The 19,346-nt window shown below is 66.0% G+C and carries 20 protein-coding genes and 3 tRNA genes; 8 read left to right on the top strand and 15 right to left on the bottom strand.

From position 1 onward, the window contains the following. Nucleotides 1-29 precede the first annotated feature (29 nt). From ACETK3_RS05470 to ACETK3_RS05455, 4 genes are read left to right on the top strand one after another with little or no spacing between them, the layout of a single operon-like run. Nucleotides 30-746: a LytTR family DNA-binding domain-containing protein gene (locus ACETK3_RS05470; protein WP_236801874.1), complete on the top strand. Its 717-nt coding sequence runs from the start codon at nucleotides 30-32 to the stop codon at nucleotides 744-746. Next, nucleotides 743-1,114 carry a hypothetical protein gene (locus tag ACETK3_RS05465; RefSeq protein WP_236801873.1) on the top strand — a complete coding sequence of 124 codons (372 nt, stop codon included), beginning with the start codon at nucleotides 743-745 and terminating at the stop codon, nucleotides 1,112-1,114. Before ACETK3_RS05470 ends, ACETK3_RS05465 begins: the two co-directional genes overlap by 4 nt. Nucleotides 1,115-1,121: 7 nt before the next feature. Beyond that, on the top strand, nucleotides 1,122-2,588 hold the full coding sequence (locus ACETK3_RS05460) for a cation acetate symporter (RefSeq protein WP_237430193.1): 1,467 nt from the start codon (nucleotides 1,122-1,124) through the stop codon (nucleotides 2,586-2,588). Between the two features lie 19 nt (nucleotides 2,589-2,607). Next, on the top strand, nucleotides 2,608-3,327 hold the full coding sequence (locus tag ACETK3_RS05455) for a hypothetical protein (RefSeq protein WP_237430192.1): 720 nt from the start codon (nucleotides 2,608-2,610) through the stop codon (nucleotides 3,325-3,327). 21 nt (nucleotides 3,328-3,348) lie between these two features. Here the strand turns inward: ACETK3_RS05455 and ACETK3_RS05450 are convergent, their stop codons facing one another. The 6 genes from ACETK3_RS05450 to rpsB form a co-directional block, all read right to left on the bottom strand. Continuing rightward, nucleotides 3,349-3,933: a DivIVA domain-containing protein gene (locus ACETK3_RS05450; RefSeq protein WP_236801870.1), complete on the bottom strand. Its 585-nt coding sequence runs from the start codon at nucleotides 3,931-3,933 to the stop codon at nucleotides 3,349-3,351. 121 nt (nucleotides 3,934-4,054) lie between these two features. Further along, nucleotides 4,055-4,975: a phosphatidate cytidylyltransferase gene (locus tag ACETK3_RS05445; RefSeq protein ID WP_236801869.1), complete on the bottom strand. Its 921-nt coding sequence runs from the start codon at nucleotides 4,973-4,975 to the stop codon at nucleotides 4,055-4,057. Next, nucleotides 4,975-5,532 carry a ribosome recycling factor gene (gene frr, locus ACETK3_RS05440; protein ID WP_043452867.1) on the bottom strand — a complete coding sequence of 186 codons (558 nt, stop codon included), beginning with the start codon at nucleotides 5,530-5,532 and terminating at the stop codon, nucleotides 4,975-4,977. The genes ACETK3_RS05445 and frr overlap by 1 nt, the downstream gene beginning before the upstream one ends. 130 nt (nucleotides 5,533-5,662) lie before the next feature. Beyond that, a complete protein-coding gene (gene pyrH, locus ACETK3_RS05435; RefSeq protein WP_236801868.1) occupies nucleotides 5,663-6,400 on the bottom strand; it encodes a UMP kinase in 738 nt (245 codons plus the stop codon). 149 nt (nucleotides 6,401-6,549) lie between these two features. After that, nucleotides 6,550-7,386 carry a translation elongation factor Ts gene (gene tsf / locus ACETK3_RS05430; RefSeq protein ID WP_236801867.1) on the bottom strand — a complete coding sequence of 279 codons (837 nt, stop codon included), beginning with the start codon at nucleotides 7,384-7,386 and terminating at the stop codon, nucleotides 6,550-6,552. A gap of 127 nt (nucleotides 7,387-7,513) precedes the next feature. Then, nucleotides 7,514-8,392, bottom strand: coding sequence for a 30S ribosomal protein S2 (gene rpsB, locus ACETK3_RS05425; RefSeq protein ID WP_237430191.1), 879 nt, complete (start codon nucleotides 8,390-8,392; stop codon nucleotides 7,514-7,516). A gap of 449 nt (nucleotides 8,393-8,841) precedes the next feature. Here rpsB and ACETK3_RS05420 point away from each other — a divergent pair, with 449 nt between their 5' ends. After that, nucleotides 8,842-9,423 (top strand): murein hydrolase activator EnvC, encoded by a 582-nt coding sequence (locus ACETK3_RS05420; protein WP_237430190.1) that lies wholly within the window; start codon nucleotides 8,842-8,844, stop codon nucleotides 9,421-9,423. 33 nt (nucleotides 9,424-9,456) lie between these two features. Here the strand turns inward: ACETK3_RS05420 and ACETK3_RS05415 are convergent, their stop codons facing one another. The 6 genes from ACETK3_RS05415 to ACETK3_RS05390 all read right to left on the bottom strand — a co-directional run bounded on the left by ACETK3_RS05415 (nucleotide 9,457) and on the right by ACETK3_RS05390 (nucleotide 14,718). Further along, nucleotides 9,457-10,647 carry an acyl-CoA dehydrogenase family protein gene (locus tag ACETK3_RS05415; RefSeq protein WP_236801864.1) on the bottom strand — a complete coding sequence of 397 codons (1,191 nt, stop codon included), beginning with the start codon at nucleotides 10,645-10,647 and terminating at the stop codon, nucleotides 9,457-9,459. 148 nt (nucleotides 10,648-10,795) lie between these two features. Further along, nucleotides 10,796-10,869: transfer RNA gene (locus tag ACETK3_RS05410), tRNA-Ile, on the bottom strand. Between the two features lie 75 nt (nucleotides 10,870-10,944). Further along, complete coding sequence (locus ACETK3_RS05405; protein WP_236821701.1) at nucleotides 10,945-12,141, bottom strand: glycosyltransferase; 1,197 nt, start codon at nucleotides 12,139-12,141, stop codon at nucleotides 10,945-10,947. Nucleotides 12,142-12,251: 110 nt separating this feature from the next. Continuing rightward, nucleotides 12,252-13,160, bottom strand: a complete 909-nt coding sequence (locus ACETK3_RS05400) for a DMT family transporter (RefSeq protein WP_236801862.1) — start codon at nucleotides 13,158-13,160, stop codon at nucleotides 12,252-12,254. Further along, nucleotides 13,160-13,783 (bottom strand): CDP-alcohol phosphatidyltransferase family protein, encoded by a 624-nt coding sequence (locus ACETK3_RS05395; protein ID WP_236821700.1) that lies wholly within the window; start codon nucleotides 13,781-13,783, stop codon nucleotides 13,160-13,162. Before ACETK3_RS05395 ends, ACETK3_RS05400 begins: the two co-directional genes overlap by 1 nt. Nucleotides 13,784-13,866: 83 nt before the next feature. Continuing rightward, nucleotides 13,867-14,718 carry a phage holin family protein gene (locus tag ACETK3_RS05390; RefSeq protein ID WP_236801860.1) on the bottom strand — a complete coding sequence of 284 codons (852 nt, stop codon included), beginning with the start codon at nucleotides 14,716-14,718 and terminating at the stop codon, nucleotides 13,867-13,869. A gap of 180 nt (nucleotides 14,719-14,898) precedes the next feature. Here ACETK3_RS05390 and ACETK3_RS05385 point away from each other — a divergent pair, with 180 nt between their 5' ends. From ACETK3_RS05385 to ACETK3_RS05375, 3 genes are all read left to right on the top strand, one after another. Then, on the top strand, nucleotides 14,899-16,122 hold the full coding sequence (locus ACETK3_RS05385) for a multidrug effflux MFS transporter (RefSeq protein ID WP_236801859.1): 1,224 nt from the start codon (nucleotides 14,899-14,901) through the stop codon (nucleotides 16,120-16,122). Between the two features lie 66 nt (nucleotides 16,123-16,188). Continuing rightward, a complete protein-coding gene (locus ACETK3_RS05380; RefSeq protein WP_236801858.1) occupies nucleotides 16,189-16,368 on the top strand; it encodes a glycine zipper 2TM domain-containing protein in 180 nt (59 codons plus the stop codon). Between the two features lie 92 nt (nucleotides 16,369-16,460). Then, nucleotides 16,461-16,868, top strand: coding sequence for a hypothetical protein (locus ACETK3_RS05375; RefSeq protein ID WP_236801857.1), 408 nt, complete (start codon nucleotides 16,461-16,463; stop codon nucleotides 16,866-16,868). An 88-nt stretch (nucleotides 16,869-16,956) separates the two neighbouring features. On the opposite strand, the gene ACETK3_RS05370 is transcribed toward ACETK3_RS05375, so the two are convergent. From ACETK3_RS05370 to dnaG, 3 genes are all read right to left on the bottom strand, one after another. Beyond that, a tRNA-Asn gene (locus tag ACETK3_RS05370) sits at nucleotides 16,957-17,029 on the bottom strand. A 135-nt stretch (nucleotides 17,030-17,164) separates the two neighbouring features. Then, nucleotides 17,165-17,237: transfer RNA gene (locus ACETK3_RS05365), tRNA-Asn, on the bottom strand. A 97-nt stretch (nucleotides 17,238-17,334) separates the two neighbouring features. Further along, on the bottom strand, nucleotides 17,335-19,314 hold the full coding sequence (gene dnaG / locus ACETK3_RS05360) for a DNA primase (protein ID WP_236801856.1): 1,980 nt from the start codon (nucleotides 19,312-19,314) through the stop codon (nucleotides 17,335-17,337). Nucleotides 19,315-19,346: the final 32 nt, after the last annotated feature.

Here is a 19,346-nt window from a genome sequence, read left to right as displayed (position 1 = left end):
CGGCCTCCCGCTGGAAGTACCCTAGGAGAATGATTAACGTCCTCGTCGTTGATGATGAGCTGCCCGCCGTTGAGGAACTGGCCTTCCTGCTGGGCAGGGACGAACGCATCGGAAAGGTGCTGCGGGCCACGTCAGGCGCCGAAGCACTCACGGCCCTGTCCTCCGCCAGCATCGACGCCGTCTTCCTGGATATCCACATGCCCGCCGTGTCCGGCCTGGACATTGCCGGCGCGATCGCCCGGAGCAGCAACCCGCCCGCCGTCGTCTTTGTCACCGCCGACGAGGACCACGCCCTGGCCGCCTTCGAACTCGCCGCCGTGGACTACCTGCTCAAGCCTGTGCGCGCCGAGCGCCTGGCCCGTTCCGTGGGACGGATCAGCGAACTGCGCGACGGCGGGGCGGCGCCCGAGATGATCACAGTGGACCAGGGCGGAACCACCAGGATGATCCGCCGCGATGACGTCACGTACGTCCAGGCCCAGGGGGACTACGCGCGGCTGCACACCGCCGACGCAAGCTACCTCATCCGGGTCCCGCTGGCCGACCTGGAACAGCAGTGGGCAGACGCCGGGTTCATCCGCACCCACCGCTCCTACCTGGTGGCCCTGAAGCATGTGTCCTCCATGAAGCTGGCGGCCGACGGACCGCGCGTCACGGTGGCCGGCGCAGGCCTGCCCATCAGCCGCAGGCACCTGCCCATCGTGCGGGAGAGGCTGGAGGCCACCCGGATCAGGCCACACGCGTGACCCGGGTCCGGGTCACGGCCCCGCACGCGTCACCGCTCACCCAGGCCCGTGGCGCCTCAAAGCCCCTGGAGTCGCGCGAAGCGGCGCAGGAATCCGACGTTGGTCAGGTGTTCGTCCGCTCGCTGATCCGGTCCCAGCTGCGGCTGGCCCTGGTGGTGGCGGGTGGCTTCCTGCTGATCCTTGCAGCGTTCCCGCTGATCCTGGTGGTGGTTCCCGGCCTCGCCGACGCCCGCATCGCCGGGATCCCCTTTGGCTGGTTGCTGCTGGGCGCCGGCATCTATCCTGTCATCGGGCTGAGCGCGTGGCTGTACGTCAGGACGGCGGCCCGGAACGAGGCACGGTACCGGGACCTGGCGGGGGAACAGTGAGGCAGGGGTGAATGCCGGCGTCGCCATCACCGCCGTCACCGTGGTGTCCCTCGCCACCGCCATCATCGGGTTCTACGGGCTCCGGATCTCGCGCACCACGGGAGACTTCTACGTTGCCTCGCGGACCGTTCGGCCCTGGTGGAATGCATCGGCGATCGGCGGGGAGTACCTGTCCGCCGCCAGCTTCCTGGGCGTGGCCGGACTCATCCTGCTGTCCGGGACCGACGCGCTCTGGTTCCCCGTAGGCTATACCGCCGGGTACCTGATGCTGCTGCTCTTCGTCGCCGCCCCGCTCCGCCGGTCTGGGGCCTATACAATTCCGGACTTCACCGAGTCCCGCCTCGCTTCCCGGACGGTCCGCCGCGTCACCAGCCTTGTGGTGGTGATGGTGGGGTGGTTGTACATCGTGCCGCAGCTCCACGGCGCCGCGCTGACAATCCATATCGCCACGGGCCTGCCGTCCTGGGTGGGGTCCGTGGCCGTCGTGGTGGTGGTGTGCCTGACGGTGGTGGCCGGCGGGATGCGCTCCATCACCTTTGTCCAGGCGTTCCAGTACTGGCTCAAGCTGACAGCCCTGGCCGTGCCCATCCTGTTCATCATCTTCGTGCTGGCCGGGCACGGGGCCGAGCCGCAATCCCCGCCGGCCGTCAACCCGACGGGCCTGGCACCGGCCGGGCCCTACCAGAACGTGTCCCTGCTGGTGGCGCTGCTGTTCGGCACCCTGGGCCTGCCGCACGTGCTGGTGCGTTTCTACACGAACCCGGACGGGCACTCGGCACGGCGCACCACGCTGATCGTCCTGGGCCTGCTGTCCGTGTTCTACCTCTTCCCCACCGCTTATGGCCTGGTGGCCCGGATGTTCGCCCCGGACCTCGCCCGGTCCGGACAGCCGGATGCCATGGTCCTGAGGCTGCCCGGCGAACTCGTCGGCGGGATGGCCGGCGACATGCTGACCGCCCTGGTGGTGGCAGGGGCGTTTGCCGCCTTCCTGTCCACTACCTCAGGCCTGGTGGTGTCCCTGGCCGGCGTCATCAGCCAGGACGTCCTGGGCGGCAGCGTGCGGGGGTTCCGGCTCGCGGCCGTCGTGTCCGCCGTCGTCCCCCTTGGCTTCGCCTTCATGACCGGTTCCCTGGCACTGGCCGGCAGCGTCGGGCTGGTGTTCGCGTTTACCGCCTCCACGGTGTGCCCGGTCCTGCTGCTGGGCATTTGGTGGCGCGGACTGACCGACGCCGGCGCCATTGCCGGAATGGTGACCGGCGGTGTGCTGTGCGGCGGGGCAATGATCGCCGGGGCCCTCCCCGGTTCGGGTCCGGCACCGGCCTGGCTGGCACAACCCGCGGCCTGGAGCGTGCCCGCCGCGTTCGCCGTGATGGTCATCGTCTCGCGGGCCACCGCCGGCCGGATCCCGGCCAGCATGCCAAGGATCATGACCCGGCTGCACACCCCGGAACGGCCGCTGGCAACCGAACGGTGATCGGGAGGACAATAACGCCATGTCCACCGAGGACGGCGGCACGTCCCACCAGCACGGCTTCCACCAGGACCGCTTCCACCAGGACAGCGGGGTCCCGGCCTCCGTGCGGGCGCAGCTGCTCGCCACGGAACACTGGGGCCTGTTGGCATCACGCAGCACGGCGCAGGCGGAGGTGCTGACCCGCATCAGCATGTTCCTCACCTTCACGTCCGCCAGCGTGGTCAGCGTGGCGCTGGTGGGCCAGGCCACCGGGTTTTCGGACGCGTTCGTCCTGCTGGCGGTGGTGGTGTTGTTCATCGACGCGGCGATCGGGCTACTGACCCAGCTCCGGGTGAACAACGTGGCCCACGAGGACCTCATGTACGTTACGGCTATGAACAGGCTGCGGGCCGCCTACGTGGACCTTGACCCGGGCGTGGCGCCCTACCTGATGGCAGCCCACCACGACGACGAGGCCGGCTCAGTGCAGACCTACTATTTTTTCGGCAACCGCGGCAGCTTTAGCCACGTGGCGGGCAGCAGCATGATCTTCATAACGACGGCGAACGCTCCCTTGATTGCCATCCTGGCTGGCCTGCTGGTGACACTCGCCGGCGCCGGTATGGCACCGGCCGCGGTGACGGGCGCCGTGTGCGGAACCGGGTTCCTGGCAGCGTCCGCGGTCCGCGGGTACCGGAGCTACCGCGACGTGTGGCGCCGTTTTACGCCCTTGTCCCCCACGCCATCGGCCGGGGAATAGCCAGCACCGGCGGAAGCCCCGTCAGTCGATGGCCGCCATCAGTTCGACAACGCGGTCCAGGAAGGCGTCCACCTGGGATTCCTCGTATCCTTCCTGGCCCACGGCAGGACGGAAGACTGCGCGCCGCACACTGTCCACGCTCAGCGGCTTGTCCTGCTCAAGGTAGGCGATGAGCTCATGGCACAGCCGGTCGACGTCGTGCGTGTTGTAGCTGCGCCCCTTCTTCTGGCTGGGCCGGCGGAAGCGGTCACCGTCCGGCCGGTGCAGGCGTCCCCGGAGGATGCCGGACAGGTTTCCGATTTCGCGCAGCCAGGCTTCCTCGCCCCTCGCCGCGATCAATTCGTCCCGCTCCCGTCGGGCAAAGGCATCCTCGAGCCGGTCCAGCGCTGCATCCACAACGGCAGCCGAGTAGCCGCCCTTGACCGGATCGAAGGACACCGCACGCACATCGGAGCTCTTGACGGGGTCCGTGGCAGCTTCCGGCGTCTCCAGGGAGACCCGTGCCCGCTGCAGAAACTGGTCCACCTGCTTGGCGTTGTAGCCGTACTCGCTGCGCTCCACGCGCTCAAAGGACGCAGGGATCTGCCGATGAATGTCCAATGCCACTTCGATTCCTTCAATGCTCTTCAGCCGTAGTGCTTCCGCACCAGTTTAGGGTGCCGGGCCTGGTGCGCCCGCCCGGACCCCTGTTTGTGTCAATACCCGGGCCTCGCCGGGCTGGAGGGACCTAAGCGCCGGCCACAAGCCCATACAGGATGAAGGCCACGGGCGCGGCGAACACGATCGAATCCAGCCGGTCCATCACGCCTCCGTGGCCGGGCAGTATGCTGCTCATGTCCTTGACGCCCAGCTCACGCTTGACCATGGATTCGGCGAGGTCGCCGGCGGTAGAGGCAGCCACCGTTCCCACGGCCAGCACCACTCCGACCCACCACGGCTTGTCCAACACGAAGAGGGCGGCGAGGATGCCGATCAGCATGGCGCCTGCCACCGATCCTCCGAACCCCTCCCAGGATTTCTTGGGGCTGATCTTCGGCGCCATGGGGTGCTTTCCGATGGACGCCCCCACCAGGTAGCCGAAGGTGTCGTTGGAGACCACCAGCAGCAGCATGACGGCGATCTCCCACGCTCCGATGGGCGCCATGCCCCCGGGCCACAGCCCCAGCGGCGTTGTGCCGGCGGCATGCAAAGGCAGGGCGGCGAAGCTGATAAAGAACGGCACCCAGCCCAGGGTGAAGACGCCCGCGAAGATGCTGTTGGCCGATCCGGCGGCGCTTTCGATGGACCGCCAGAGCAGGACCGCCACGGCGCTCAGCAGCAGGGCAAAGAGCTGGCTTTCAATCCCGCCAAAATAGGCCGCGAACGGCATGGCCAGGGTTCCGGTCATGACCGGAACAATGGGCATCCTTGTACCGTTGGCTTCCAGCGCCCGGTAGATCTCCCAAACACCGAACACCGCGAAGGCGGTGACGATGGCGACAAAAACCAGCGGGAGGAACAGCAGCCCGCCCAGGACAGCGATGAGCATGGCCAGGCCCACCACGACGGCGGCAGGCAGGTTGCGCCCGGCCTTTGGTGTCGGGTTGCTCCTGGGCTGCTTCCCCCGTGTGCGCGCCCTGGGTGTGGGGGCCTGATCTGCCTGGCCCATCAGACTTCGAGCAGCTCTGCTTCCTTGCGCTTAAGCAGCTCGTCGATGCCGTCCACGTGGGCCTTGGTGAGGCTGTCCAGTTCCTTTTCGGCGCGGTTGCCTTCGTCCTCCCCGGCTTCCCCGTCCTTGACCAGGCGGTCCAGCGTCTCCTTGGCCTTGCGGCGGATGTTGCGGATGGAGATCTTGGCGTCCTCGCCCTTGGTCTTGACGATCTTGACGTATTCCTTGCGGCGTTCCTTGGTCAGCTCGGGAATGGTGATCCTGATGACGTTGCCGTCATTGGACGGATTGGCGCCGACCTCGGAGTCGCTCAGGGCACGCTCGATGTCGCGCATGGCGGACTTGTCGAACGGGGTGATCAGGATGGTCCGGGCGTCCGGGATGGCAAAGGAAGCCAGCTGCTGCAGCGGCGTGGGGGAACCGTAGTAGTCCACCAGGACCTTGTTGTACAGGCCGGGGTTGGCGCGGCCGGTGCGGACGGAAGCGAAGTCTTCCTTGGCTACCTCAACCGCCTTGTCCATCTTTTCTTCGGCTTCGAGCAAGGTTTCTTCGATCACGGTCTCTCCTGACGGTTCTGGTGCGGTCCGGGGCGCCGGTTATCTGCACTCACGTGGTTCTTGGTTGCTGTTTTCCGTCCCCGCCGGGAAGGGCGGGGACGGAACTGTCCTGAAATCATCCTAGCCGCAGCTAGGCAGTGACCAGGGTGCCCAGCTTCTCGCCAAGGATGGCGCGGGTGACATTGCCTTCACCCTCCATGCCAAAGACCACCATGGAAAGGTTGTTGTCCTTGCACATGGTCATGGCGGTCTGGTCCATGACGCGGATGTCGCGGCGCAGGGCATCGTCGTAGCTGAGCTTTTCCAGGCGCTCTGCAGTGGGGTCCTTCTTGGGGTCCGCGGTGTAGACGGCGTCCACCCCGCTCTTGGCCATGAGGACCACGTCGGCGTGGACCTCCAGGGCCCGCTGCGCGGCAACAGTGTCGGTGGAGAAGTATGGCAGGCCGGCGCCGGCGCCGAAGATGACCACACGGCCCTTCTCCATGTGCCGGATGGCACGGCGCGGAATGTAGGCCTCGGCCACCTGGCCCATGGTGATGGCGCTCTGCACGCGGGTTTCAACGCCTGCCTGCTCCAGGAAGTCCTGGAGGGCCAGGCAGTTCATGACCGTGCCCAGCATGCCCATGTAGTCCGCCCGGGAGCGGTCCATGCCGCTCTGGGACAGTTCCGCGCCGCGGAAGAAGTTGCCGCCGCCCACCACAATGGCCACCTCCACCTGCGGGACAGCGGCTGCGATCTGCTTGGCGACGTCGCGGACGGTTTCGGGGTCGACACCCAGTTTTCCGCCGCCGAAGACCTCGCCGGAGAGCTTCAGGAGGACGCGCCGCCGGCTCTTCTCTGAATGCGTGACAGTGTTGACGGCTTCCATGGTGCCTTCCCGTTGGTGACTCTGAAAAAAGGGTATCGTGCCGGATCCGGTAGCCGGAACCGGCCGCGCCCCAGATGGACTGGACTTCCAGTGGTTTGCGCGCATGCAAAAGGGGCGGCCACCGAAGTGGCCACCCCCTGCAGTTTCGACTAGGAGCCGACGCGGAAGCGCGTGAACGCGGTTCCCTTGACACCGGCCTCTTCGAGGACCTGTGCCACGGACTTCTTGGCGTCCTTGGCGAATGCCTGGTCAACCAGGACCTCACCCTTGTAGAAGCCCGTCACGCGGCCTTCCACAATCTTGGTGAGGGCGGCTTCGGGCTTGCCTTCGGCCTTGGCGGTCTCTTCGGCGATGCGGCGCTCGGACTCAACGAGCTCGGCCGGAACGTCCTCGCGGGTGAGGTAGTTCGGAGCCATGGCGGCAATGTGGACGGCGACGTCGTGGGCGGCGGCGGCAGCGGCTTCGCCTTCACCGTCAACTGCGAACAGCACGCCGACCTGGGCCGGGAGGTCCTTGGAGGTCTTGTGCAGGTACGCGTCTACCGTTGCACCCTCAATGCGGGAGATGCGGCGGACAACAACCTTCTCGCCCAGGATGGCGCCCTCTTCGACGACCACCTCGGAGAGCGGCTTGCCGTCAACGTCGGTTGCCAGCAGGGTGTCGAGGTCGGCAGCGCCGGACTCGACGGCAACGGCCAGGACCTTGTCGGCCAGCTGGATGAACTTGTCAGCCTTGGCAACGAAGTCGGTCTCGCAGTTGACCTCGATCATGACGCCGACGCCGTTGCTGACCTTGGCGGCCACGAGGCCCTCAGCGGTGGAGCGGCCTTCACGCTTGGTAGCGCCCTTGAGGCCCTTGATGCGGATGATCTCGATGGCCTTCTCGGCGTCACCGTTGGCCTCGTCAAGAGCCTTCTTGACGTCCATCATGCCGGCGCCGGTGCGCTCGCGCAGGGCCTTGATGTCAGCGGCAGTGTAGTTCGCCATGTGAACCCCTCTGTCTAGAAATGTGTGGTGGTGTACGGACCGACAGGACGGCAACCCACGGGTGCGGGTTGCCATCCTGTCAGCAGCTCCGGCTGCGGACAGCGCGGAGAATCCGGATTTAGATGTCTTACTTGGCGTCTTCGGCGGGAGCCTCGGCAGCGGGAGCCTCGGCGGCAGCCGGAGCTTCGGCGGCAGCCGGAGCTTCAGCGTTTTCTGCCGGAGCGGCGGCGGCTTCTGCCTTGCTGCCTTCGAGGAGCTCGCGCTCCCACTCGGCCAGCGGCTCTTCCGGAGCTTCGGTGGCGCCCGTGCCGCGGTTGTTGCGGGCGATCAGGCCCTCGGCAACGGCGTCGGCGACAACGCGGGTCAGGAGGTTCACGGAGCGGATGGCGTCGTCGTTGCCCGGGATCGGGAAATCAACTTCGTCGGGATCGCAGTTGGTGTCCAGGATGGCCACAACCGGGATGTTCAGCTTCTTGGCCTCGTCAACGGCGAGGTGTTCCTTCTTGGTGTCGACAACCCACAGCACGGACGGTGCCTTGGTCAGGTTGCGGATACCGCCCAGGTTGGACTCCAGCTTGGTGAGCTCGCGCTTGAGGAGCAGCAGTTCCTTCTTGGTGTAAGCGGAACCGGCGACGTCGTCGAAGTCGATCTCTTCGAGTTCCTTCATGCGCTGGATACGCTTGGCGACCGTCTGGAAGTTGGTCAGCATACCGCCGAGCCAGCGCTGGTTGACGTAGGGCTGGCCCACGCGGGTTGCCTGCTCGGCAATTGCTTCCTGGGCCTGCTTCTTGGTGCCGACGAAGAGCACGGTGCCGCCGTGGGCAACAGTGGCCTTGACGAACTCGTAGGCGCGGTCGATGTAGGACAGCGACTGCTGCAGGTCGATGATGTAGATGCCGTTGCGCTCGGTGAAGATGAAGCGCTTCATCTTCGGGTTCCAACGGCGGGTCTGGTGTCCAAAGTGGACGCCGCTGTCAAGCAGCTGGCGCATGGTTACGACGGGCATTCCGGCGCTCCTTATTTTCCGGCAGGTCATTCATGAGAAAACCCGGAGGCTTCTTACCCTGCCAATAGTTGACGGTTGATTAGCGTGGCCCGGTTGGGCCGTGCTCCTGGCATCCACCGTTCTTCCCATCAGGAACAAAGCCTGACCGCAGGAAGTGCGGTCCTCCAATGGCGACGCCGGGGCGTTGCCTGCCGGAGGGCTGGATGCGCGTAGTCAGCCGCCGCTCCCCCACACTCCTGAATGAGATGTGCCGACGCAATCCGGACAGGGCGATGCACCACGAGGGTGGGCCACTTGGACGGGAAGCGTTGAGGGCGCAGCAAACTGCTCCATCAAGTGTACTACAGGCGCTCCCGGCTGCTGGACAGGAAAGTGCCCCGCCGGAGGCGTTGTCCACATAGCCGGAACCGGGGCTGCCGGCCCCGCAGGCAGCCGGGCAGGCTGGTGGCATGAAACCACCGGTCCTCCTGGCGGCGCTCCTGCTGCTGCCGGCGTCCGTGGCCTCACCCGGCCCGGCCTTCCAGTACACCGCGGCTCACGGGCAGCCTTCCCGGGCCCAATCCGCCGGCACCCAGCAGGAAAGGACGACGACGGCTGCCGGGGTGGGTGCCAGGCCTTCCTGGCAGTGGCCGCTGGCACCGCGCCCGCGGGTCTTGCGGGGCTTCGATCCCCCGCCCAAGCCATGGCTCAGCGGGCACCGCGGCGTGGACCTGGACTTCGCGGCAGGAACACAGGTTGTGTCACCGGCGGCCGGAACGGTCAGCTTTGTGGGCGTGGTGGTGGACCGCCCCGTGATCACCATCGACCACGGCGGCGGGCTGCGCAGCAGCTTCGAGCCGGTGGACAGCACGCTGGTCGCAGGGTCCACAGTGGCGGCCGGCCAGTTGATCGGGACCGCCATCCCCGGCCACTGCCCCGCGGCGCAGTGCCTGCACTGGGGAGTGCGGGAAGGAGAGGACTACGTCAATCCCCTGCAATTTGTCCTGGACCTTCGCCCGTCCATCCTGCTTCCCCTGCCCGGCCCGCCGTAGGCCGGCAAGAAAAGCAGCAGAGGGGTTTCCTGTTTAGACGATGGCTGAGATGCCTGTGATGGCCCGGCCGGTTACCAAGGTGTTGATCTCGGCGGTGCCCTCATAGGAGTAGATGGCCTCGGCATCGGCGAAGATCTTGGCCATCTCATAGTCGGTCACGATGCCGTTTCCACCCAGGATGCCGCGGCCCAGGGCCACGCTGTCCCGCATGCGGCCGGTGGCGAAGGCCTTGGCCAGGGCGGACTGTTCGTCCTTGGCCGCGCCCGCGTCCTCCAACTGGGAGAGGCGCACCATCATGCCCATGGAGCTGACGGTATTGCCCAGGATCCGGACCAGCTGGTCCTGGATGAGCTGGAAGGAGGCAAGCGGCCGTCCGAACTGGTGCCGCTCCACGGCATAGCGGCGGGCAACATCGAACGCGGCCAGCTGGAGCCCAACGGCCTGCCAGGCAACGGAAAGCCGGGTGGCCTTGAGTACCTTGTTGACGTCGCGGAAGCTGTTGGCGTTGGCCAGCTTGAAGTGGTCCGGGACAACCACGTCCGTCAGGACGATGTCGGCGTTCTGGACGGTGCGCAGGGAGATTTTGTTTTCGATCTTTGTGGCGCTGAATCCAGCCAGGGTGGTGTCCACCAGGAAGCCCTTGACCTGGTTGTCCGCAACATCGCGGGCATAGATGACCACCCAGTCGGAGAAGGTGGCGTTGCCGATCCACCGCTTTGCCCCGTTGAGGATCCAGTTGCCGCCGTCCCGGCGCGCCGTGGTGCGGGTTCCGCCGGCCACGTCGCTGCCCCCCAGCGGCTCGGTCAGGCCGAAGGCGCCAATCTTCTTCAGGGCATAGATGTCGGGCAGCCACTCGTCCTTTTGCTCCTGGGATGCCAACAGCTCGATGGAGCCGGTGAAAAGCCCGTCGTGTACCCCCAGGAAGGTGGCGATCGATGCGTCGGCACGCGTGACCTCGGCATGCAGCATTCCCGCGAAGAGGTTCGAGTATCCCTGCCGCCGGACCGGGCTGACCAGGTCCAGGTCGGCGAACTTGGGCACCAGCTCCATCGGGAACTCTCCGCGGTTCCAGCAGTCCACGGCAAGGGGTTTGACCTCGCGCGCCAGGAAGTCGCGGACCTCGGCGAGCCTGTCCTGTTCCTTGCCGGACAGAAGCTGCTCGAAGGCGAAGAAGTCGCCGTCGGCGTAGGGAAGCTCGTGGGATTCGGCTGCGGAGGTTGCCATGGGTACCTTCTTTGGTGATCAGCGCTGGCCGTGCAGCGGAACCGGGCACGGAATGTTACTGGGCAGTAACTTACCGCAGGGGTCCGGGTTAACCAAGAAGAACCGCGTCCGACGAAGACTGTCGTGCGCGGTTCTTCCTGGTTGGCGGTAGGGCTACTCGGACTTGAACCGAGGACCTTAGGATTATGAGTCCCGCGCTCTAACCAGCTGAGCTATAGCCCCCCAAACCCTGCGTATACGTAATGGAACACCACGCTCCAGCAGGGCAAAAACACTCTAGCAAACCCGGGAACTGGTTCAGACCACCTTGTCCTCGTACGTGGCGCCCCGGTACAGGTCCTCGAAGGTCTGCAGCGTTCCCTGGAGGCTGTGCGGCTCCACCATCTGCCGGCTGGCCCGGCCCATGGCGCGCTGCTGGTCCTTGGGAAGCTGCAGGACCTGGGTGATCTTCTTGGCGAGGTCGTCACTGTCGTTGGGGGTGAAGAGGTAGCCGTTCTCGCCATCGCGCACCAGGTGCGGCAGGGCCATGGCATCGGCCAGGACCACCGGGGTGGAAGCGGACATGGCCTCCAGCGTGACCAGGGACTGCAGCTCAGCCGTTCCGGGCATGCAGAACAGGTCCGCCTGGATGTACGCCTTGCGCAGTTCTTCGTCGCTGGCAAGGCCCAGGAACTTGACCCGGCTGCTGAGCCCGAGCCGCCGCACCAGGTCCTCAAGCGCAGGGCGCACCTCTCCCCCGCCCACGATTTCCAGGTGAACGTTCAACTCGGGCGGCGTCTTCGCGATGGCCTCGATGAGCACGTCCACATGCTTTTCCTCCGCAAGGCGGCCGGCGAACAGGACGGTGGGATGGGCATGCGGTTCGATGTGCTCGCCGGGCTGCAACTCATAGGCCGTTGAGTCGATGCCGTTGGACAACGGGAGCACCTTCCGCAAGAAGGCGTGCTCGTGCATGGCCCGGGCGGCAAGCGGCGTGGGGGTTGTCACCACGTCGGCCTGGCCCATGACCTTGCCCATGTCCTTCCAGGAAACCCGCCCGATGATGTCCTTGAACCACTGCGGGAACGGCAGGAAGGGGTTGAGGTTTTCGGGCATGAAGTGGTTGGTGGCGATGATCCTGACGCCGCGCTTTACGGCCTCGTAGAGCACGTGCTCGCCAATCATGTAGTGGCTCTGGATGTGCACGACGTCAGGCTTCACGCGGTCAAAGAGGAGGCTGATTTCCTTCTTGATTTCCCACGGGAAGCAGAGGCGGAAGCTCTCGTGGGTGAACGCCTTGTGCGAGCGGAGCCGGTGCACGGTTGCTTCCTCGCGGAACTCGGTGAAGCTCTTTCCCTTGCTGTCGCGGGACGCCAGGACATGGACGTTGTGGCCTCGGGCAGTCATGCCCTTGGCCAGGCGGTAGCCAAACTGGGCAGCACCATTGACGTCCGGCGGATAGGTGTCGGCGGCGATGAGGATGGTCAGGGGACGCTGGTCGGCTGGCGTGGTCATGGGGAGTACTCCTGATGGTCACGGTGCGGACAGCATGTAACTGACAGCACGGTTGGCCGGTGGCGCAGGGGCGCAGGCCTCGTGGGTTGCTGAATCTGGACGGAAATGGGCTAGTGGGACGGCCTGCCGGCGGCCTTGCGCGCGTCCTTCTTGCGCTTGGTGACCTCCGGGTGGTGCCGGGAAAGGGCGATTACCCCAACGATAGCAAGGCACGCAGCCGTTCCCATCGCAATGGCCATGACCGCATGGACGTCGGGACGCAGTTCGCCCAGGATGATGATGCCGATGGCAATGCCCACCATGGGATCGATTACCGTGAGTCCGGCGATGACCAGGTCGGGCGGCCCTGTGGAGTAGGCGCTTTGCACGAACCACGAGCCCAGGCCGCCGGCCGCGATGATGGCCACCACTGAGTACCACTGGACGTTGAGCAGGAAGAGTCCGTTGGGGTCCAGGAGGTGTTTGCCGATGATCCGGGTAAGGACCGCCACGAAGCCGAAGAGGATGCCCGCGCCCAGGATGTAGATGAACGCATTCATCCGGTGCCTGAACGTCACTGCCAGCGTGCCGAACAGCCCCACAGCCAGGGCCAGCAGCAACACGATGGTGAGCTCGTCCTCCGGGCTCACATGATGGTTTTCCTGGGTGACGTTAACCGCCAAGAGGACAAAGAGTGCCGAGCCGGTGACGCAGGCGCCGATGGAGACGGCGGTGGCGCGGTTGATGGACAGGTCCTGGTCGCGGGCGTTGACCACGGTGGTGATTACCAGGGCGATGGCGCCGATGGGCTGGATCACCGTGAGCGGCGCGGACACCAGGGCTACGGCGTTCAACGCCATGCCGGTGCACAGCAGCAGGAGCCCGAGCATCCACCGGGGATTGCGGAGAAGGCGCAGGAAGCCGTTGGAACTCAGGGCGAGTCCGCCGGTATCGGCTTTGACGGCGCTGCCCTGGCGCTGGGCACCCAGGGCGAGGCAGAAGGCGCCGAGCACCGCCAGGCCGACGGCAAGCCACACCATCAGCCGTTCCCGCCGTCGTGCCGTTTAAGTTCCCTGCCCTTTCGCAGGATGGCCCAGAAGTAGTTGTACGCGGCAATCCAGTGGCCGATCAGGCCAAGGCCCAATACCACCCAGGCGGCTACGAAGAGCTGGTCCGAAGCGCCGGTATCCAGGCGGGAGAGGACCAGCAGCGGGGTGCCCAGGAGCAGCAGGCCGGTCCGCACCTTGCCCACCACGCTGACGGGAAGGTCCGGATGGCCATGGAAGAAGGACAGCGTCAGGGCCAGCAGCACGGCATCAGGGACCACCAGCGCGGCCAGGTAGAGCCAATGCACGACGCCGGCAATCACCAGGGTGAAAGCCACGGCCAGCAGGGCCAGCCGGTCGGCGATCGGGTCCAGGACCCTGCCGAGCTTGGAGGCCTGGTCAAAGCGCCGGGCGATGTAGCCGTCAATCCAGTCCGTACCGGCCATGACGGCCAGGACGATCACGCCGGCGCCGTATTCCTTCTGGGCCAGGACCAGCCACATGAAGAGCGGAACACCCATGAACCGCACCACTGTGAGCAGGTTGGGGATGGTGAACACGAGGTCATGGTCCACCTGGGGACGGCCGGGGCGGGCGCCTGCACCAATGAATTTCACCCGTCCCCCTCTCCTTCCTGCTGCGCCGGAGCGCGGTGTTTCAGTGATTGATTGTGTGCCGGGAGTGCTTGTGGAGCAGCAGGCTAGTTGGAACGGAACAACCTGCGGAGGAGGACAACCAGGACGGTTCCCGCGGCCACGAAGGCGGCCAATGGCTTCCAGCGCCTGGAGAGGTCCGTGGAACCGGACAACGCCGCGAGCCTTTCGCCCGCCGCGTCCACGCCGTGCTGCGCCAGCACCTGGCCTTCGCGCACCTTGACCTGCGCAGCGGCCAGCAGGTAGCGGGCCTGGGTCTTGAAGTCCAGCTCAGTACCGAGTTCGTCGCGGACCTCTGTGAGGTGGTGCCGCCGCTGGCTCAGGCGGCGCGCCAGCTCGGGTTCGGAGGCGTGCGGGAACTCCTGCTGCTCACGGGCCGCTTTCGCTTCCTTTTCAGCCTTCGCCTTGGCCGCGGCCTCGGCCTTGGCCGCCTTCGCAGCCTTCGCCTCGGGGCTCTCCGGATCCAGGATGGCGGGGTTGAACGCGGAGCCTTCCCGGGCAACGCCGATATCGTGCCTGATGCCGCGGATGGTTTCCTCGGGCATCAGCGGCATGGCCTTCTTGAACCGCGCGAGGCCAATCAGTCCGCCGACGAGCGCTATCAGCAGGAAGGCCGCGGAGACCAGGAGGGCTGCCAGCCAGGCAGGCATGATGGTGGCCAGGCCCATGATGGCCGCGACGATCAGGCCAACAACCAGGAAGGCCAGGAAGAGGAGTGCCACCGCGAAGAAGGCCGCGGCCACCCCCACCTGGATGCCCTTGCGTTTGAGTTCGATCTTGGCGAAGGCGATCTCGTCGTTGAGCTGGCGTGGGGCCAACCGAAAAAGGAGTCTTGCCGTTCCGGGCAGCGCAGTGATGCGCAATCCCGGGCTGGTACGCCCGCTGTGACGTCCGCTCATCGGTTCCGCCTTACTGGTTTCATGGGTCGATACTGCTTCCGTTTGCTGCGGAAATGTGCAGCCGCACAGTCCACGCCACCAAAACTACCATTCAGGTTCAGGGCGAACTTGGGGGCTTGCCGGACGGCGCGGCCTACAACGCTGCAAAAACAGTCCTGGCCGGGCCTAGGATTGTTCTCCGTGACCAATCCCCCCAATCCGGGCGACCTGCTGAGCCGCCGCCGCAAGCTCCTCTACATCCTCCTCCTGGGCGCCCTGACAGCCCTCGGTCCGTTCACCATCGACCTCTACCTGCCCGCCTTCCCCGCGCTGGAGGCGAGCCTTGGGGTGACCGAGGCGCAGGTTCAGCTCACCCTGGCTGGCACCACCGTCGGTTTTGCGTTCGGCCAGCTGGTGGTGGGCCCCTTCAGCGACAAGTTCGGGCGACGGACCCCGCTGATCCTTGCCACTGCAGTGCACATCGCAGCGTCGATGGGTGCAGCCCTGTCCACTGACATCGCCACGCTGGGGGTGTTCCGTGTCCTCATGGGCGTGGGCGCGGCCGGCGGCGGCGTTGTGGCTATGGCCATGGTGCGCGACCTGTTCTCCGGGTACGCCATGGTGCGGATGTTCTCGCGGATGGCCCTGGTCAACGGGCTGGCGCCCATCCTGGCACCGGTGATTGGTTCACAGCTGCTCCTGGTGATGCCGTGGCCCGGCATCTTCGTGTTCCTGGCCGCATACGGGACATTGGTCATCGTGGCGGCCCTGGTCGTGGTGCGTGAAACGCTTCCGCCGGAGAAGCGGGGCCAGAGCGGCATGACGGCCAGGCAGCGCTACAAGGCGCTCTTCAGCGACCGGATCTTCGTGGGGCTGCTCTTGGTGGCCGGCTTTAATTTCGGCGGCCTCTTTACGTATCTGTCCGCCTCCCCGTTCCTTTTCCAGGACGTCTTCGGGTTCTCGGCCCAGCAGTACGGGCTGCTCTTCGGCATCAACTCGCTGGGCATCGTGGCGGGCGTGCAGACCAGCTCGCGGTTGATCAGGATCGTCCCGCCGCAGTGGATCCTGGCCTGTGCCACAGCGTGGATGTTCCTGATGGCCGTGCTGATCGTGGTCCTGGACCAGCTGGGCCTGGGGCTTTGGGGCGTCATGGTGCCCCTGTGGTTCTACATCCTGGGCACCGGCTTCATGTTCCCCTGCGTGCAGGTGCTGGCCCTGGCAAGCCACGCCTCCCAAGCGGGAACCGCGGCATCCCTGCTCGGCGCGGCCACATTCCTCATGGCCGGGCTGATCTCCCCCGTGGTGGGCTGGGTCGGCATCACCAGCGCGGCACCCATGGGGGCGGTTCAGGCATCGTGCATCCTGGTGGCCATTGGAGCACTCTGGCTGGTGGTCCGGCCGCGCACGGTTCCTTCCATTCACTAAGTACCCTCGATCCATCAGGGACTTCAATCCACTGACCGCAGCCGCCAGGCACCAGGAAGGCAGCACATGGCCCGCAAACCGCATCGCAATGGCAGGGGGCTCTTCCTCGGGGCGGTGCTTGGCGCCGTCGTGGGCTATTTTGCCGGCCGTGCCGTGGGCAACCCCGCCTGGGGCATCATCCTGGGGACGCTGGCGGGCGCCGCACTCCTGTACCGGGTGAATCCGGGCCGCCGCAACCGCCGCTGACTGCTCCTGCTGCCGGACTTGCCGGTTGACGCCCGCCGTTCCTGGCTTGCGGCGGCACTGCGCGATAGAGCCCAGCGCGATAAAATGATCGCGTGTCCAGCTGGCAGAACCAACCGCCTCTTCCGGCCACATGGCAACGGTGCGACGCCAGGATCCTGCCACTGTGGTGGGAGCGGCTGTGCGCGCAGGCAGGCCAGCAGTCGGCGGCGCTGTATGCGGCAGGTTTGTTCACGGAGGACCGGCGCCGGCCCATCGCCCAATGGTTCAACCCAGCCTTCAAGGCCGCCCTGCTGGTGGCCCCGGAAACCTCGCCGGAATGGCCTGTGCAGCGCTTTGGCATCTTCTACGCCCCGCCGGATGCCGGGTTTGTCCGGATCCACTCGGCCCCGCACGAATGGAATCCGCGCGAACCCCGGAAGTCCCCCACCGAGCGGGAAGCGTTCGAGTCAGCCATCGCCGAGGCCGAAAGGTTCCTGCAGGTGGAAATGGACTTCGTGTGAGCCTATCTTCCCCATCCCAGGCTTCCAGGCCCGCGGCAAGAAAAAATCCCCGTTCCTCCAGTTGGAGGAACGGGGATTTTTCGTAGCGCTCCTCCTGCTGGACTTGAACCAGCAACCCTTCGATTAACAGTCGAATGCTCTGCCAATTGAGCTAAGGAGGAATGAAGCAGGTATGACATTAGCAAAGGTTTCCGGCCCAAGGGAAATCGGCGGTTTCGCGGGCCACAACAAGCCTCGCGGCGTACAAAACGGGCAACAAAAATCCCCGTTCCGGAAGCCGGAACGGGGATTGGAAGCTCCTCCTGCTGGACTTGAACCAGCAACCCTTCGATTAACAGTCGAATGCTCTGCCAATTGAGCTAAGGAGGAATGAAGCGGGTACCAGCCTAGCAAACACCCGCGGCGGAAACGAAATCGGGCGGGACGTGACCTCCCCCACTTCCTGGTGCCGCGCGGACGCCGCGGCCTATGCCTCGGCCCGCAGTGCCCGGCGTTCCATCTCAAGCATCATCAGTTCGCGGTTGAGCCGCTGGTACGTTTCCGGGTCGGCCGCGGCGTCGAGGCGCTGCAGCTGGCCCATCTTGTCCGCCTTGATCCGGGTGATCTGGAGTTCGAAAAGCCGGGACAGGATGTCGCGGCAGTACTTCAGCACCGCCTCCTCCGTATGGGCCGGAAGCGGCACCACCGAAAGTTCCGACACCAGCGGCCGCAGGGGTTCCGGGACCTCATGCATGACGTGTTCCACCCAGCGCACGGGGTCACCCACCAGTCCTGGCCCGGTGGCGCGCATGGCGTCATGCACGGCCTGGAAGGCAGGGGTGGAGAAGCGGGCTGCGTCGAAGCGGTCCCAAACGTCGCCGGCCAGCAGCGACGGCTGCTGCAGGGCCACCTCCAGCGCCTGCCGCTCCATGGAGGCTACGGGGTCGCGCGGGTCGGGACGGTGGAAGGAAGGGACAGCGCCCGACGACGGCCCGGCAGCCACGCCGGGGCCGCCGGCAGGTGCCTGGCCGTTTTGGCCCTCGAATCCCCTGCCCTCGTAGCCTTGGCTGCGCTGCTGCTGTCCACGGTTGGTGGTGCCCTGGCCGCCGGGACCTCCGGCGTCCCCCCGTTTCGCTGCGTTCTTCACCTCGGCATTGACCATGCGCAGGACCTCATTGGGGTCGGGCATGCCCAGCCAGCCGGTCAGCGCCTGGCAGTAGCCGGTCCGGGTGGAACCGTCGCGGATGGCCGCCACCACCGGCACCGAAGCCTTCAGGCCCTGGACGCGGCCCTCCACGGTGTCCAGGTTGAACTGCTTCAGTGTGGTGCGGATGGCGAACTCGAACAGGGGCCGCCGGGACTGGATCAGGGCGTGCACTGCCTCGTCCCCCCTGCTGAGCCGCAGGTCGCAGGGATCGGCTCCGGTGGGTTCCACGGCCACGAAGGTCTGGGCGGTGAACCGCTGGTCCTCCTCGAAGGCGCGCAGGGCTGCCTTCTGCCCGGCGGCGTCGCCGTCGAAGGTGAACACCACTTCTCCCCCGGTGCCGTCATCGGACAGAAGCCGCCGGGCGACCTTAATGTGCTCGGTGCCGAACGCGGTGCCGCAGGTGGCCACCGCCGTCGTGATTCCTGCAAGGTGGCAGGCCATGACGTCTGTGTAGCCCTCCACCACCACCAGCTGGCGGTCCTTGGCGATGCTCTTCTTGGCCAGGTCGATACCGTAGAGGACCTGGGATTTCTTGTAGAGCGTGGTCTCCGGGGTGTTGAGGTACTTGGGGCCCTGGTCGTCCTCATAGAGCTTCCGGGCGCCGAAGCCGATGGTGTCGCCGGCGATGTCCTTGATGGGCCAGATGAGGCGGCCACGGAAGCGGTCATAGATGCCCCGGTTTCCCTCGCTGAACATGCCGGTGAGCTTGAGTTCGGCATCGGTGAAGCCGCGGCCGCGCAGGTGCTTCAGGAGCCCGTCCCAGCCCTGCGGCGCGTAGCCGCAGCCGAAGTGTTCCGCGGCTGCCCGGTCGAAGCCCCGGCCGAACAGGAAGTTGCGGGCCTCGGCCGCGCCGGGGGTGAGCAGCTGGGCGCGGAAGAACTCGTCGGCGATCTTGTGCGCGTCAAGCAGCCGCTGGCGCCGGCCCACTTCCTCGCGGTTAGGCCCGGTTCCGCCGTCCTCGTAGCGCAGCTCGTACCCGATCCGCGCGGCGAGCTTTTCCACAGCCTCCTGGAAGGAACTGTGGTCCTGCTTCTGCACGAAGGCGATGACGTCCCCGTCCTCACCGCAGCCGAAACAGTGGTACCGGCCCACCTGGGGACGGACGGTGAAGGACGGCGAGCGCTCATCGTGGAAGGGGCACAGACCCTTGAAGGTTCCCAGCCCGGCGCCTTTCAGCGTTACGTAGCCGTCAACAACTTCCTTGATGTCCGTGCGCTGGCGTACTTCATCGATATCTTCACGTTTGATCAGCCCAGCCACACAGCAATCTTAGTGTCACTGGCTTGGTGCCA

It is taken from the genome of Arthrobacter sp. E44, from assembly GCF_041877125.1.
Classification (GTDB): Bacteria; Actinomycetota; Actinomycetes; order Actinomycetales; family Micrococcaceae; genus Arthrobacter.
This window is presented reverse-complemented; position numbering and strand designations above follow the sequence as displayed.

What these genes read in the sequence shown, in the direction of transcription:
- ACETK3_RS05455 (WP_237430192.1), top strand. Translation starts at nt 2,608, where the DNA reads ATGTCCACCGAGGACGGCGGCACGTCCCACCAGCACGGCTTCCACCAG.
- rpsB (WP_237430191.1), bottom strand. Translation starts at nt 8,392, where the DNA reads ATGCCCGTCGTAACCATGCGCCAGCTGCTTGACAGCGGCGTCCACTTT.
- ACETK3_RS05420 (WP_237430190.1), top strand. Translation starts at nt 8,842, where the DNA reads ATGAAACCACCGGTCCTCCTGGCGGCGCTCCTGCTGCTGCCGGCGTCC.
- ACETK3_RS05445 (WP_236801869.1), bottom strand. Translation starts at nt 4,975, where the DNA reads ATGGGCCAGGCAGATCAGGCCCCCACACCCAGGGCGCGCACACGGGGG.
- tsf (WP_236801867.1), bottom strand. Translation starts at nt 7,386, where the DNA reads ATGGCGAACTACACTGCCGCTGACATCAAGGCCCTGCGCGAGCGCACC.
- ACETK3_RS05400 (WP_236801862.1), bottom strand. Translation starts at nt 13,160, where the DNA reads ATGGTGTGGCTTGCCGTCGGCCTGGCGGTGCTCGGCGCCTTCTGCCTC.
- ACETK3_RS05415 (WP_236801864.1), bottom strand. Translation starts at nt 10,647, where the DNA reads ATGGCAACCTCCGCAGCCGAATCCCACGAGCTTCCCTACGCCGACGGC.
- ACETK3_RS05470 (WP_236801874.1), top strand. Translation starts at nt 30, where the DNA reads ATGATTAACGTCCTCGTCGTTGATGATGAGCTGCCCGCCGTTGAGGAA.
- pyrH (WP_236801868.1), bottom strand. Translation starts at nt 6,400, where the DNA reads ATGGAAGCCGTCAACACTGTCACGCATTCAGAGAAGAGCCGGCGGCGC.
- ACETK3_RS05380 (WP_236801858.1), top strand. Translation starts at nt 16,189, where the DNA reads ATGGCCCGCAAACCGCATCGCAATGGCAGGGGGCTCTTCCTCGGGGCG.
- ACETK3_RS05405 (WP_236821701.1), bottom strand. Translation starts at nt 12,141, where the DNA reads ATGACCACGCCAGCCGACCAGCGTCCCCTGACCATCCTCATCGCCGCC.
- ACETK3_RS05390 (WP_236801860.1), bottom strand. Translation starts at nt 14,718, where the DNA reads ATGAGCGGACGTCACAGCGGGCGTACCAGCCCGGGATTGCGCATCACT.